This is a genomic window from Pseudomonas sp. GW821-FHT09A09 (assembly GCF_059418405.1).
Map to the genome: position 1 here is coordinate 14,923 of NZ_JBWKPU010000048.1, position 13,478 is coordinate 28,400.

A 13,478-nucleotide genomic window follows, 5' to 3' on the forward strand; every position below is an offset into this window, starting at 1 on the left:
GATGCGAATGTGGTTTTTGAGTGCTGGCCTGGCCTTGATGTGCATGGCCCAGAACGCAGCGGCGGGTACAGTCCTGATCGTTGGCGATAGTATCAGTGCCGGTTTCGGCCTGGATACCCGCAAAGGGTGGGTCGCACTGCTCGAGCAACGGCTCAAGCAGGAAGGTTTCGACGATAAAGTGGTCAACGCGTCCATCAGCGGTGACACCAGTGCCGGAGGCCTGGCGCGGCTGCCGGCGGCACTTGCAGAGCATAAACCCGAAGTCGTGATCATCGAGTTGGGCGGCAACGATGGCCTGCGGGGTCAGCCACCGGCGCAATTGCAACAAAATCTTGCTTCCATGATCGACCGCTCCAAAGCCATCGGTGCCAAGGTGCTGTTGCTGGGGATGCAGCTGCCACCCAATTATGGCCCGCGCTACACCAACGCCTTTGCCGAAGTCTATGGCACCCTGGCCAAGGAGAAAGACGTGCCGCTGGTGCCGTTTTTCCTGGACGGCATCGGTGGTCATCCGGAGTTGATGCAGGCCGATGGATTGCACCCAGCCGTCGGCGCCCAGGGCAAGTTGCTGGAAAATGTCTGGCCGACGCTAAAACCGCTGCTATGACGCTTTTCTACCGGCAGGCTTTCGGCTAAGGTGGCGCCCCCCCGATCTGGAGCCCCCGATGTCGCGTCCTGCCTGGTCCCTGTTCAACTACCAACTGATCGAGCCTGACGAGCAGTTGGATCTGTTCGCCTGCCAGGAAGTCCGGGTGCATCTGGTCGCACGTCAATTGGAGCTGGGTGGCTCGATTGACCGCACGCTCTGCGGGACGTTGCTGCCGGCCCAGCCGCGCTGGTCATCGGTGGATCGCTCGATCTTCCAGGACCAACGCCTGTGCCCGCTGTGCAGGGCGATTCTCGAGTCTCAGAAGCGCGGTACGCCGCCGATCTGGCCGGAGCTGCGCTTCGAGTTGTAACGCCGCCCGCGTGGTGCTTGAAGTTCGCTTCGCGTATACAATCAACTTTTCCCTACCCGTCGTTCTGCGAAGGATTTTCCGGATGTTGTCGCGCCTTTCCGTCGTTACCTGCTGCCTGTCTCTTGCTGCCCTTTGCGCCGCAGGTTCGGCAGCAGCCTTGCAGTTGCCTTTGCCGCCGCCAGGTGAAGATATCGTCGGTCAGGTCCAGGTGATCAAGGCCAAGTACGAAGACACCTTTGCCGACCTTGGCACCACCTATGACCTGGGCTATTCGGAGATGGTTGCGGCCAACCCCGGCGTGGATGCCTGGTTGCCCGGCGCCGGTACCGAAATTGTGCTGCCGACCCGCTTCATCCTGCCGCCCGGCCCGCGCGAGGGCATTGTGATCAACTTGGCGGAGTACCGGCTCTACTACTTCCCGAAAGGGCAGAACGTGGTCTACACCTTCCCGTTGGGGATTGGTCGTGAGGGCTGGGGCTCGCCGATTGCCCACACCAGTATCATCGCGAAGACGCCGAACCCGACATGGACACCACCTGCCTCGATCAAGGCCGAGCACGCTGCTAATGGCGACCCGTTGCCTAACGTAGTGCCTGCCGGTCCGGACAACCCGCTGGGGCCGTTCAAGTTCACCCTGGGCACGCCGGGTTACCTGATCCACGGCTCCAACATGAAATTTGGTATCGGCACGCGTACAAGCCACGGCTGCTTCCGCATGTTCAACAACAATGTGCTGGAAATGGCCGGCATGGTGCCGGTCGGTACGTCGGTGCGCATCATCAACGACGCGTACAAGTTCGGCAGCAGTGGTGGCAAGGTGTATCTGGAAGCGCATACGCCGCTGAACGACGATGGCACACCGTCGGTGGTCGACAAGCACACGGCCGTCATCAACGCGCTGCTCAAGCGTGAAGACCTGGCCAATAACCTGCGGGTCAACTGGGACCAGGTGCGTGATGTGGTCGCGGCGGAAGACGGGTTGCCCACGGAAATCGGTGTGCCGGGTACAGCTTCGGTCGCAGCCAGCGCGCCGATCGACCTGCAGCAGTAACGCTGTTCGATTAACAGCCCGCTACGGCGGGCTTTTTATTGCCCGCGGTTCAGGTACAAAACCTTGGGCAATAAAAAAGCCGATCCATAAATGGATCGGCTTGATAACAACCCCGAGGGATTATTACTTGCGGCTAGCTTTTTCAAGCATGCGCAGAGCGCGCTCGTTAGCTTCGTCAGCAGTCTGTTGTGCTTTTTGAGCAGCAGCCAGAGCTTCATCAGCTTTACGGTAGGCTTCGTCTGCACGAGCCTGGGAGCGAGCTGCTGCGTCTTCAGTTGCAGTCAGACGAGCTTCGGTTTCTTTGGAGACGCTGCTGCAACCGGTAGCCAGAACTGCGGCCAGAGCCAGAGCAGAGAATTTCAGAACGTTGTTCATCGTGTTCCCCTTCAAGGACTTTCTATTAAATGGCTACTTTCTCAGAGTGAGCTGATAGCCGGCGTACATACTACTCATTACTTGTAGTAAGTAAACTGACGTAGCGCAAGAAGCAAAAAAAATTCTTGCGCCGAATCTATTTTGGCTAATCTTTTGGAGGTTTGTATAAAAACTGTCCAGTTTTTTTCATTTTTCCGGGAACTGGATCCAGCCTGAAAGGTCCGGCCAGCATGTGTTAGGCCGGCTAAACAGGTGAAGAATTATATATCGGCGTTGACACTTAGCTTCGGCTTGGCTTTACCTCAGCTGGCATCTTTTGCGCATGTAGAGGTGACTTTAAGAGCGGCAGTTCGTCTCAAGCTTCAACTGCCGGCAATGTTCAGGCTATCGGTCATCGGTTGATCGAAGCCCTTTCTGTAACCTCCAGCGGCAGGGGATGACAAGCGCGCCTTGAGCTATTGCAGTAATAGTGCCTACTATTCCCTACGTGCTGGTTGTGAGCGCTATAGGTTTTCTCGTTGTCGGAACCGGCACGGGGTGGCGTAGATGTTCCTTCGCCGGAAAAACATCGGTAAGGTAGGGGTCGCAATACAAGACCCGCGAGGAGTAGTGATGAGCGAGGCGTTGTCCATCCACCATGACCAGGCTGGTCATCAGTTCGAGACCAATGTGGACGGTCATCGTGCCTATCTGACCTATATGGACCTCGGCAAACAGACCCTGGATATCTATCGGACCTTCGTGCCCAACGCACTGCGAGGCCGTGGCATTGCAGCGGCATTGACCGAGGAAGCCCTGAAGTTCGCCGAAGAGGCCGGCTACACGGTGATCCCTTCGTGCTCTTATGTCGAACGCTACATGGAGCGCCACCAGCGCCATGCCGCGAAGCTGTAAAGCTTGAGACAGCACCCTGAAAAACGCCGGGCTTAGCCCGGCGTTTTTGTGTGCGCAGTGTGTACTCAGGTGCGTTTGCGCTTGGGCAAAACGTCCTTGAGTTTGGCGTGCATGCTGCGCAGGGTGTTTTCGGTGGCGGACCAGTCGATGCAGGCATCGGTGATCGACACGCCGTATTGCAAGTCGGCCAGGTCTTTTGGAATCGCCTGGCAGCCCCAGTTCAGGTGGCTCTCGACCATCAGGCCGATGATCGACTGGTTGCCTTCCAGAATCTGGTTGGCGACGTTCTCCATCACCAGCGGTTGCAGGGCCGGGTCCTTGTTGGAGTTGGCGTGGCTGCAGTCGACCATGATGTTTGGCTTGATCTTGGCCTTGTTCAACGCCTGCTCGCACAGCGCAACGCTGACCGAGTCATAGTTGGGCTTGCCGTTGCCGCCGCGCAATACAACGTGACCGTAGGCATTGCCCTTGGTGGTGACGATGGACACGCCACCTTCCTGGTTGATCCCCAGGAAACGGTGCGGGCTGGAGACCGATTGCAGGGCGTTGATCGCCACGGTCAGGCCGCCGTCGGTGCCATTCTTGAAGCCCACGGCCGACGACAGGCCGGAGGCCATTTCACGGTGGGTCTGGGACTCGGTGGTGCGTGCGCCAATGGCCGACCAGCTGATCAGGTCCTGCAGGTATTGCGGGGAGATCGGGTCAAGCGCTTCGGTGGCGGTGGGCAGGCCCATTTCAGCCAGGTCCAGCAACAACTGGCGACCGATGTGCAAGCCATCCTGGATCTTGAACGAGTCGTCCAGGTACGGGTCGTTGATCAAGCCTTTCCAGCCGACGGTGGTGCGCGGTTTTTCGAAGTAGACGCGCATCACCAGGTACAAGGTGTCGGACACTTCTGCCGCCAGCACCTTAAGGCGCTCGGCGTATTCGTGGGCGGCCTTGAGGTCGTGGATCGAGCAAGGCCCGATGACGACGAAGAGGCGGTGGTCGGTGCCGTCGAGAATGTCACGGATGACTTCGCGGCCCTTGGTGACGGTCTGCAGGGCAGCGTCGCTCAGGGGGATTTCGCGCTTGAGCTGATCGGGTGTGATCAGGGTCTCGTTGGATTCGACGTTAAGGTCATTGATCGGTAAATCAGCCATCGTGTTACTCGTCAGGGTCACGGGTGCCGGCCGCCAGCCATCCCCGTGCGGCGGAGCACAGCATGATTTGAATGCAGGGGGGAGGAACCTTAGCGCGTAACACGGGCCCGCGACAATGGGCAAAACCCGCTTTAATCCAGTGCTGGCGCCACAAAGGCCTCATGGGAGAACTCGCCGGCATGGCGCGAGACCCACTCGCGGGCCAGGGCTTCGAGTTGCTCGGGTGTCGGCTCGGCGTCTTCATGCTGGCGGCAATAGCGCTCCATCCGGCATGCTTGCTCACCCATCCGCGCGCCGAACAGGGCATGTTCATCGGTAAACGACACTCCGACGCGGTAGCCGTTTTCTACCTTGCGGCACCACGCCACATACCCCGGATAACGCGCGCTGGCGCCCAATGAGGGAATGTGCAGATCAACCGCCGTGCCTTCGCGCCAGGCACGTGGCCAGTGACAGGCGATGCCGCCCAGGCCGATAGTGTGCAGGCGTTGGCGGGGGATGGCAGGTGAGGGACGTTGGATTAACTCGACAGCGACATCATCAGGGTGAGGTAAAAAACGACCCATGTACACGGACTCCGAGCACCGTCCAATTGACGGCGGTGGCAGCAGTATAGTGAAGGAACTGGAATTGACCGACCTGGATATTGACCAGCAATTGCTGGGATTGCCAGGTATTTCGCTCGTGGTGTTCACCAGTGTAGGGTGTTCCAGTTGCCGTTGGGCACGCCAGCAATTGCCTGGCTGGCATTTGCCGGTGGACCGGGTGTGCTGGGTGGACGCCGGGCACAACGGTGGTGCGGTCGAACGCTACCAGATCTTTCATTTGCCCGCGTTGTTCCTCGTGTGCAAGGGTCAGTTCCTGGGGCAATTACAGACGCGTCTTACACAGTCCGACCTAACTGAAGCCCTGAACCAGGCACTCACCCGCACACCAGAGGATTTGCCATGACCGCAGTTGCACTCAAGTCTCCCCGCATTGGCATCATTGGCACCGGGGCCATCGGTGGGTTCTACGGCTTGATGCTGGCGCGTGCCGGTTTCGATGTGCATTTTCTGCTGCGCAGTGAGTATGCGGCGGTCATCGAGCACGGTTTGCATCTCAACAGCACCGTGCACGGGGCACTGCATTTGCACCCGGTGCAAGCCTACGCCCGCGCTGCCGACATGCCGCCGTGCGACTGGCTGCTGGTAGGCACCAAGTCCACCGGCAATGTCGACCTGGCACCGACCATCGCCCAGGTCGCGGCGCCGGATGCCAAGGTGGTGCTGTTGCAGAACGGCCTGGATGTGGAAGACAGCCTGCGTGAGCACCTGCCGCCCTCGCTGCACCTGCTGGGCGGGCTGTGTTACATCGGCGTGCACCGCTCCGGCCCTGGCGTCGTTGAACATCAGGCACTGGGCCGGGTCAATCTCGGCTATCACAGCGGCACGGCGGCCAACGATGAGTCCCGGCAGAAAGCGATTGTCGAAGAGGGCGCCGCGCTGTTTCACACGGCAGGTATCGAGTCCCAGGCCATGGCCAACGTGCACCAGGCGCGCTGGCACAAGCTGGTGTGGAACGTGCCTTATAACGGTCTCTCTGTCTTACTGGGCACGGGCACGACCGCAATGATGGCGGACGAGTCCAGCCGTGAACTGATCCAGGCGTTGATGGCTGAAGTGGTGCGGGGCGCCCACGCTTGTGGCCATGAAATTCCTGCAAGCTACGCCGAGCAGATGTTCGCCATGACCGAAACCATGGATGACTACCTGCCGAGCATGTACCACGACCACGTGCACAAACGTCCCCTGGAGCTGGCCGCCATCTATGCTCGACCATTGGCCGCCGCCAAGGCTGCCGGTTGCGAGCTGCCGCGCATGCAGGCGCTTTACCAGGCCTTGAGTTTTATTGATCGGCATAACCGCTGAGTCGGAGGGAAGCGCGATGGCGAAGGGATTGGGCGACAAGCTGGTGCTGGCGATTTCGTCACGGGCGCTGTTCGACCTCAGTGACAGCCACAAGGTCTACCTCGCGCAAGGCGTCGAGGCTTACCGCAAGTACCAGATTGATCACGAGGAGGAAACCCTCGAACCCGGTGACGCCTTCCCGCTGGTCAAAAAGCTGCTCAGCCTCAACGCCAGCCTGGGCCGTGCGCGGGTCGAAGTGGTGCTGGTGTCGCGCAACAGCGCCGACACCGGGCTGCGCGTGTTCAATTCGATCCAGCATTACGGCCTGGATATTTCCCGCGCTGCGTTCGTTGGCGGCCGTAGTCCCTATCCTTATCTCGCCGCCTTTGGTTGTCACCTGTTTCTATCCACCCACGCTGAAGATGTGCGCAGTGCACTGGACGCCGGTTTCGCTGCGGCGACAATCCTGTCAGGCGGCGCACGCCGGGCATCGAGTGAGGAACTGCGGATTGCGTTCGATGGCGATGCGGTGCTGTTTTCCGACGAGTCTGAGCGTGTCTACCAGGAGGGTGGATTAGCCGCATTCCAGGCCAGCGAGCGAGAATCGGCGCGCCAGCCTTTGCACGGTGGTCCGTTCAAGGGATTCCTGGCAGCGCTCAACCTGTTGCAGCGTGAGTTCCCCGACGAGGCCTGCCCGATCCGCACCGCACTGGTGACGGCACGCTCGGCGCCGTCCCATGAGCGGGTGATTCGCACGTTGCGCGAATGGGACATCCGCCTGGACGAATCTCTGTTTCTTGGAGGGCTGGAAAAATCGGCCTTCCTGGAGGCATTCGCCGCCGATGTGTTTTTCGATGACCAGGCCGGTCATTGCGAGAAAGCCAGGGAGGTGGTCGCCACCGGGCATGTGCCCCATGGCATCAGCAACGAGTTGAAGATCCAGTCGTAGCGCTAAGTCAGTCGAGATCGGCGAGGCGCTGCTAAGCTCATTTCATCTCCGCCGTCCTGGCCTTCCAGGGGGTTCTATGATCCGTTCGATGCTGTACGCGACAGACTTGGGTCTGTATGCGCCTTATGTAATGCAACATGCCCTGGCGCTGGCGCGAACGTTCAAGGCGGATCTGTACGTGATTCATGTGGTCGAGCCGATCGGGCTGTTCGCCGAATCGGTGTTGCAGAGCTACCTTGATGAGAAGGCTTTGAGCGAATGGCAGACTCAGGGGCTGACCACCGTCATGGCGACGATCGAGCAGCGGGTGCTGGACAGTTTTCGCGAGGAGTTGGGGGAGGGGGAGCAAGACTTGAAGCTGATCCGTTCGGTGCGGGTGATTCAGGGGGATCCGTGCGAAGTGATTCTCGACCAACTGCGCAAACTTTCCGTCGACCTGCTGATCGTAGGTAGTCATAGCCACGCGACAGCGGCCGCCACACCGCTGGGGCGCACGGCCGCGCGGGTGCTGCAGTTGTCTACGGTGCCGGTGTACCTGGTGCCTTCGCTGCAGCGCCGGCGCAGCGACGATATATGAATGGTAATAAACGATAAAAAGTTCTAGATTTATCCGTCTAACCTTTAATATAGTTATATACCGTCGCTGATACCCGTGGCGTCTATCTGCTTTGAGGGATACATATGAAGCTTCAACAACTGCGCTACATCTGGGAAGTGGCGCACCACGACCTCAACGTTTCCGCTACCGCTCAAAGCCTCTACACCTCGCAACCCGGTATCAGCAAGCAGATCCGCCTGCTCGAAGACGAGCTGGGTGTTGAAGTGTTCGCGCGCAGCGGCAAGCACTTGACCCGCGTCACCCCGGCCGGTGAGCGCATCATCACCACCGCTGGTGAGATCCTGCGCAAAGTCGAAAGCATCAAGCAGATCGCCCAGGAATTCTCCAACGAGAAGAAAGGCACCCTGTCCATCGCCACTACCCACACCCAGGCGCGTTATGCGTTACCGCCGGTGATCCGTGATTTCATCAAGCAGTACCCGGATGTTGCGCTGCACATGCACCAGGGTTCGCCGATGCAGATCGCCGAGATGGCCGCTGACGGCACCGTGGATTTCGCCATCGCCACCGAAGCGCTGGAGCTGTTCGGCGACCTGGTGATGATGCCGTGCTACCGCTGGAACCGTTGCGTGGTCGTGCCGCAAGGCCACCCATTGGCCAAGCTGCCGAAGCTGACCCTGGAAGCCCTGGCTGAATACCCGATCGTGACCTACGTGTTCGGTTTCACCGGCCGCTCCAAGCTCGACGAAGCCTTCAGCCATCGCGGCCTGACGCCCAAAGTGGTGTTCACCGCTGCCGACGCTGACGTGATCAAGACCTATGTACGCCTGGGTCTGGGCGTGGGTATCGTCGCCAAGATGGCGGTCGACACCAACCTCGACAAAGACCTGGTGGTGCTTGATGCCAGCGAACTGTTCGAATCCAGCGTGACCAAGATCGGTTTCCGCCGTGGCACGTTCTTGCGTGGCTTCATGTGCGATTTCATCGAGAAGTTTGCGCCGCACCTGACCCGTGAAGTCATGGCCAAGGCGATCCAGTGCCACAACAAGCAAGAGCTGGAAGAGCTGTTCGACGGCGTTGAACTGCCCGTCCACTGATAACACTTTGTAGGAGCCGGCTTGCCGGCGATGACGATGGCATGACTGGCAAATAAATCGCCTGTCACACCGCCATCGCCGGCAAGCCGGCTCCTACAGGGGGATCATTATTTGGCCTCGGTAATCGCAAAAAACTGCCGGGCGCCCGCCACCAGAATCTCGACCTCATCCCCTTCGAACTTGCCCAGCAGGCCTTTGCCCAGGGGCGAGCGTGGGGTGATGACGGTCACCGGTTGCCCCACCACGTCCACCTTCAAGCCCGCTGCATCAGGCGCCAGGAACAGCCATTGCTGGCGGCCATTCTCGTCTTCCAGCCCCACGAGTGCGCCCATTTCGATTCCCCGCTGATCATCGTAGGCCCGCAGTTGCAGGTTCTGGCACAGCGTCAGTGCCTGCTTGATTTCTTCGACGCGCTTGGCCTGCCCGGCGGCGAGATAGGAGGCCTCCAACCCCAGCGTGTCGTACTTGTTTTCCGCGATGTTTTCTTCGTGGGTCGCGGTTTCGTAGGCGGTCTGCGCGGCGCGTTGGGCGATATCGAGGTCGACGCTTAGCTTTTCCAGGATCAACTGGAGGACGGCGTGTTTATTCATGGTCATCAATCGCAGAATTGCAGGACATTGGCTCGGGTCTTTTCGTTGGGGGCGTTCTGGTCCTGTTGCAGCCAGAACTGGCATTTGGGGTTGGACAGGTTACGCGCATTGCTGCGGGCCTGGTCCAGGGCTTGCTGTTGTTCCTGCTTTTGCAGGTTCTGCTGATACTGCTCGAACATCCGGTTCGGCGGCTCGGCTGGCGCAACCGCGGGCTTGCCCAATTGCTGCACCGCCTGGGCTACCGGTGCCAGGCTTTGCGGGAACAGGTAGCGAGACGCCAGCCAGGTGCTCAGCACGATGGCGACAAACCCCAGCCAGACGCCAAACGCGATAGCGACACTGAGCTTGAAAAGCGACAACGGACGATCAGACATGACGGCCTCCTGGCAGGCATTTGCGGCGTGGCGGCGATTGTCGCACAGCCACCGTGCAGAATAATCGCGATCAAGCCTTCTGCATCGGTGCATTTATGCGGACAATCGAGCCTTTGATCGTTGGAGCCCGGAATGAAAGCCCGCTGGGATATTTTTTGCAGCGTCGTCGACAACTACGGCGACATCGGCGTGACCTGGCGCCTGGCCCGGCAATTGGTGGTGGAGCACGGTTGTGACGTGCGCTTGTGGGTTGATGATCTGCGGGCCTTCGAGCGCATGTGCCCGGAAATTGATGTGCGGCGGGATGCACAATGGCAGGAAGGCGTCGAAGTGCGGCACTGGCCGGCCGAATGGCTTGGGACCGCGTCCGCCGATGTGGTCATTGCTGCATTCGCCTGCCAACTGCCTGCGGACTATATGGAAGTCATGGCCGCACGCGAACGCACGCCGTTGTGGATGAACCTGGATTACCTCAGCGCCGAAGACTGGGTGGTGGGGTGTCATCGCCTGCCATCGGTGAAGTTCAAGGGCGTGCAGAAGTACTTCTTCTTTCCTGGTTTTCGTGTGGGAACCGGCGGTTTGTTGCGTGAGGCGGGCCTGTTGGAGCAGCGTCAGGCGTTTCAGCAAGATGGCGCCGCTCAGCAGCAATTCCTGCAATCCTTGGGTGTGTTTCGTGCGCCGGGCGCGCGTTTGATGTCGCTGTTCGCCTATGAAAATGCAGGGCTAGCCAGTTGGCTGGACGTGTTGGCGACGGACGGGCGCGCCACTCATCTGTTGGTTCCGGAAGGGCGAATTCTGGGTGATGTGCAGCACTGGTTGGGCATTGAGGGACTGGTAGCGGGCGATATCCACGTGCGCGAGGGACTGACGGTGCAGGTGCTGCCGTTCGTGCGCCAGGAACAATATGACCGTCTGCTGTGGAGTTGCGAGTTCAACGCGGTGCGCGGTGAAGACTCGTTCGTGCGCGCCCAGTGGGCCGGGCGTCCGCTGTTGTGGCACATCTATCGGCAGGACGAAGACATCCACCTGGACAAGCTCGATGCATTCCTGGCGCTCTATACCGAGGCGTTATCCCCGGCCGCCAAGGCTGCACTGATCGCGCTCTGGCAAGCCTGGAACACGGATGGCGATATGGCACAGCCGTGGAAAATGCTGCTGGAACACTGGCCGGAGGTGAGCCAGCACGCGCAATCGTGGTGTCTGGAACAAGGCTTGCAGGCCGATCTTGCGACGGCGCTGGTACAGTTTTATGAAAGTTGGATATGATACGCCACCTTGAATTTTGTAAATCCCATCCAAATTTCGGATATATGCAATGAAAACTGGTAAAGAACTGAAACCCGGTACAGTGATCCGTCTCGAAAACGACCCTTGGCTGGTTCAGAAAGCTGAGTTCACCAAGTCTGGTCGTAACAGCGCAATCATGAAGACCAAGCTGAAGAACCTGCTGACCGGTTACAAGACCGAGATCGTTTACAGCGCCGACGACAAACTGGACGACGTGATCCTCGACCGCAAAGAAGCGACTCTGTCCTTCATCAGCGGCGACACCTACACGTTCATGGACACCACCGACTACACCATGTACGAGCTGAACGCTGAAGATATCGAAGCCGTTCTGCCGTTCATCGAAGAAGGCATGGAAGACGTTTGCGAAGCTATTTTCTTCGAAGAGCGCCTGGTTTCCGTAGAACTGCCGACCACCATCGTGCGTAAAGTGGCCTACACCGAAGGTTCCGCTCGCGGCGACACTTCGGGCAAGGTCATGAAGCCAGCCAAGCTGAGCAACGGTACCGAGCTGCAAGTTGCCGACTTCATCGAAATCGACGACCTGATCGAAATCGACACCCGTGAAGGTGGTTCGTACAAAGGTCGCGCCAAGAAGTAATTCTGGCCCTGCCGATACGAAAAAAAGCCCGACCTTGAGTCGGGCTTTTTTGTGGGCGTCACGTTTACTTCAGGTGCTGCTTGAGTTCATCCGAGGCCTGGAGCAGGGCTGAGCGCACGGCCGGCACCTGGCTGACCACGTTGAGCAAACCGTAGTCGTGGATCATGCCGTTGTAGCGTACGGCGGTTACCGGCACACCGGCTGCGTCCAGCTTGCGGGCATAGGCTTCGCCTTCATCACGCAGTACGTCGGCACCGGCCGTCTGGATCAGCGCGGGCGGCAGGCCCTTGAGCTGGTCCGTGGTGGCCCGCAGCGGCGAGGCGTAGATCTCGGCGCGTTGCTTGGCGTCGGTGGTGTAGTTGTCCCAGAACCACTTCATCATGTTCCGGGTGAGGAAGTGCCCTTCGGCATACTGGTTGTAGGACCCGGTGTCGAAGTTGGCGTCGGTCACCGGCCACAGCAGCAACTGGAACTGGATCGCTGGCGTGCCCTTGTCCTTGGCCATCAGGCTGACCACCGCCGCCATGTTGCCGCCGACACTGTTGCCCGCGACCGCCAGGCGCTTGCCATCGACGTTGATCTCTTTGCCGTGCTCGGCCACCCATTTTGTGGCGCCGTAGGCCTGGTTGATCGCCACCGGGTAATGCGCTTCTGGCGAAGGCGTGTAGTTGACGAATACCGCCACCGCCCCCGAACCCACGACCAGGTCCCGCACCAGGCGCTCATGAGTCGGGTAATCCCCCAGCACCCAGCCGCCGCCATGGAAGAACATGAACACGGGCAACGTGCCCTTGACCCCGGCTGGACGCACGATGGTCAGGCCCAGCGGCTTGCCATCGACCTGAATGGTCTTCTGGCTCACATCCGCCTGTGGCAGCGTCAGCTTCACACCGGCCTGGGCGCCGGCCAGTACGGCACGGGCGTCCTGTGGCGTCAGTTGCTCCATCGGTTTACCGGTACCTGCGTTCAGCACATCCAGGAAGGCCTGAGTGTTGTGCTCGACATCACCGGTTGCAGCAAACGCGCTGGTGATGGACAGGGCGAGCAGGGTGCCGGTGAGCGCTTTACCAATTGTGTTCATTGTTTTCTCCAGGGGCGGCCGAGTTCATTTAGACGGTCACGTGCAGGCGTACATCGACGTTGCCACGGGTGGCGTTGGAGTACGGGCACACCTGGTGGGCAGCATCGACCAGGCTTTGCGCGTCTTCCTGGGCCAGGCCCGGCAGGTTGATGTTCAGGTCGATGTCCAGGCCGAAACCACCGGGGATCTGGCCGATGCCAACGTGGGCAGTGATCGATGCGTCATCGGGGATTTTTCGTTTGGTCTGGCTGGCGACGAACTTCAGTGCGCCGATGAAGCAGGCCGAGTAGCCAGCAGCGAACAGTTGCTCAGGGTTGGTCGCCTGGCCGCCGGCACCGCCCAGTTCCTTGGGAGTGGAGAGTTTTACGTCGAGGATGTTGTCGTTGGAAACAGCACGACCATCACGGCCGCCGGTGGCGGTGGCTACTGCGGTATAGAGAGTTTGCATGGTGTCGTCATCTTGGTTTTTAGCGCTAAATATTTGCGCGCTAAGTAACTGGTGAGGCGAATGTATAGCGCTAATGTTTTGCGCGCAAGATAAATTTACAAATTATTTCGCAATGAGCGATTTTCTGACCCTGTAGGAGCCGGGGGGGGGGGGGGGGGGGGGGGGGGGGGGGGGGGGAGGGG

General features: G+C 59.6%; 18 protein-coding genes. 11 read left to right on the forward strand and 7 right to left on the reverse strand.

What is annotated here, in order from left to right; all coding sequences use genetic code 11:
* Position 1 precedes the first annotated feature (1 nt).
* From AC07OV_RS27770 to AC07OV_RS27780, 3 genes are all read left to right on the forward strand, one after another.
* A complete protein-coding gene (locus AC07OV_RS27770) occupies positions 2-607 on the forward strand; it encodes an arylesterase (protein WP_176998263.1) in 606 nt (201 codons plus the stop codon).
* 58 nt (positions 608-665) lie between these two features.
* Positions 666-959, forward strand: coding sequence for a hypothetical protein (locus tag AC07OV_RS27775; protein WP_016972348.1), 294 nt, complete (start codon positions 666-668; stop codon positions 957-959).
* Between the two features lie 82 nt (positions 960-1,041).
* On the forward strand, positions 1,042-2,010 hold the full coding sequence (locus AC07OV_RS27780; protein ID WP_494997821.1) for a L,D-transpeptidase family protein: 969 nt from the start codon (positions 1,042-1,044) through the stop codon (positions 2,008-2,010).
* A gap of 123 nt (positions 2,011-2,133) precedes the next feature.
* On the opposite strand, the gene oprI is transcribed toward AC07OV_RS27780, so the two are convergent.
* The gene (gene oprI / locus AC07OV_RS27785) at positions 2,134-2,385 is read right to left on the reverse strand and encodes an outer membrane lipoprotei OprI (RefSeq protein ID WP_003172710.1); all 252 of its coding nucleotides are present in this window, start codon (positions 2,383-2,385) and stop codon (positions 2,134-2,136) included.
* Between the two features lie 612 nt (positions 2,386-2,997).
* Here oprI and AC07OV_RS27790 point away from each other — a divergent pair.
* Entirely contained in the window at positions 2,998-3,279 is a 282-nt protein-coding gene (locus tag AC07OV_RS27790; RefSeq protein ID WP_003189869.1) for a GNAT family N-acetyltransferase, read from the forward strand.
* A 65-nt stretch (positions 3,280-3,344) separates the two neighbouring features.
* Here AC07OV_RS27790 and AC07OV_RS27795 read toward each other — a convergent pair whose 3' ends face one another.
* Both AC07OV_RS27795 and AC07OV_RS27800 read right to left on the reverse strand, forming a co-directional pair.
* Positions 3,345-4,421 carry a 3-deoxy-7-phosphoheptulonate synthase gene (locus AC07OV_RS27795; protein WP_010211874.1) on the reverse strand — a complete coding sequence of 359 codons (1,077 nt, stop codon included), beginning with the start codon at positions 4,419-4,421 and terminating at the stop codon, positions 3,345-3,347.
* 131 nt (positions 4,422-4,552) lie between these two features.
* On the reverse strand, positions 4,553-4,987 hold the full coding sequence (locus AC07OV_RS27800) for a PilZ domain-containing protein (RefSeq protein ID WP_494997820.1): 435 nt from the start codon (positions 4,985-4,987) through the stop codon (positions 4,553-4,555).
* On the opposite strand from AC07OV_RS27800, the gene AC07OV_RS27805 reads away from it, so the two are divergent.
* From AC07OV_RS27805 to cysB, 5 genes are all read left to right on the forward strand, one after another.
* Positions 4,986-5,372, forward strand: a complete 387-nt coding sequence (locus AC07OV_RS27805; RefSeq protein ID WP_495093402.1) for a thioredoxin family protein — start codon at positions 4,986-4,988, stop codon at positions 5,370-5,372. The genes AC07OV_RS27800 and AC07OV_RS27805 overlap by 2 nt on opposite strands.
* Positions 5,369-6,331 carry a putative 2-dehydropantoate 2-reductase gene (locus AC07OV_RS27810; protein WP_495093403.1) on the forward strand — a complete coding sequence of 321 codons (963 nt, stop codon included), beginning with the start codon at positions 5,369-5,371 and terminating at the stop codon, positions 6,329-6,331. Before AC07OV_RS27805 ends, AC07OV_RS27810 begins: the two co-directional genes overlap by 4 nt.
* Before the next feature lie 16 nt (positions 6,332-6,347).
* Positions 6,348-7,259: a 5'-nucleotidase gene (locus tag AC07OV_RS27815; protein ID WP_176998258.1), complete on the forward strand. Its 912-nt coding sequence runs from the start codon at positions 6,348-6,350 to the stop codon at positions 7,257-7,259.
* A gap of 76 nt (positions 7,260-7,335) precedes the next feature.
* Positions 7,336-7,836, forward strand: a complete 501-nt coding sequence (locus tag AC07OV_RS27820; RefSeq protein ID WP_176998257.1) for a universal stress protein — start codon at positions 7,336-7,338, stop codon at positions 7,834-7,836.
* A 104-nt stretch (positions 7,837-7,940) separates the two neighbouring features.
* Complete coding sequence (cysB, locus tag AC07OV_RS27825; RefSeq protein ID WP_003189876.1) at positions 7,941-8,915, forward strand: HTH-type transcriptional regulator CysB; 975 nt, start codon at positions 7,941-7,943, stop codon at positions 8,913-8,915.
* Positions 8,916-9,022: 107 nt separating this feature from the next.
* Here cysB and AC07OV_RS27830 read toward each other — a convergent pair whose 3' ends face one another.
* Together AC07OV_RS27830 and AC07OV_RS27835 are read right to left on the reverse strand one after the other, a co-directional pair.
* Positions 9,023-9,505 (reverse strand): GreA/GreB family elongation factor, encoded by a 483-nt coding sequence (locus AC07OV_RS27830; RefSeq protein WP_495093404.1) that lies wholly within the window; start codon positions 9,503-9,505, stop codon positions 9,023-9,025.
* A 5-nt stretch (positions 9,506-9,510) separates the two neighbouring features.
* Positions 9,511-9,879, reverse strand: a complete 369-nt coding sequence (locus AC07OV_RS27835) for a hypothetical protein (RefSeq protein ID WP_176998255.1) — start codon at positions 9,877-9,879, stop codon at positions 9,511-9,513.
* Between the two features lie 132 nt (positions 9,880-10,011).
* On the opposite strand from AC07OV_RS27835, the gene earP reads away from it, so the two are divergent.
* Together earP and AC07OV_RS27845 are read left to right on the forward strand one after the other, a co-directional pair.
* Entirely contained in the window at positions 10,012-11,145 is a 1,134-nt protein-coding gene (gene earP, locus AC07OV_RS27840) for an elongation factor P maturation arginine rhamnosyltransferase EarP (RefSeq protein ID WP_495093405.1), read from the forward strand.
* A 49-nt stretch (positions 11,146-11,194) separates the two neighbouring features.
* Entirely contained in the window at positions 11,195-11,767 is a 573-nt protein-coding gene (locus AC07OV_RS27845) for an elongation factor P (RefSeq protein WP_003172723.1), read from the forward strand.
* A 64-nt stretch (positions 11,768-11,831) separates the two neighbouring features.
* On the opposite strand, the gene AC07OV_RS27850 is transcribed toward AC07OV_RS27845, so the two are convergent.
* The gene (locus AC07OV_RS27850) at positions 11,832-12,848 is read right to left on the reverse strand and encodes an alpha/beta hydrolase (protein ID WP_494997815.1); all 1,017 of its coding nucleotides are present in this window, start codon (positions 12,846-12,848) and stop codon (positions 11,832-11,834) included.
* Positions 12,849-12,876: 28 nt separating this feature from the next.
* Positions 12,877-13,296 (reverse strand): organic hydroperoxide resistance protein, encoded by a 420-nt coding sequence (locus tag AC07OV_RS27855; protein ID WP_176998253.1) that lies wholly within the window; start codon positions 13,294-13,296, stop codon positions 12,877-12,879.
* Positions 13,297-13,478 lie beyond the last annotated feature (182 nt).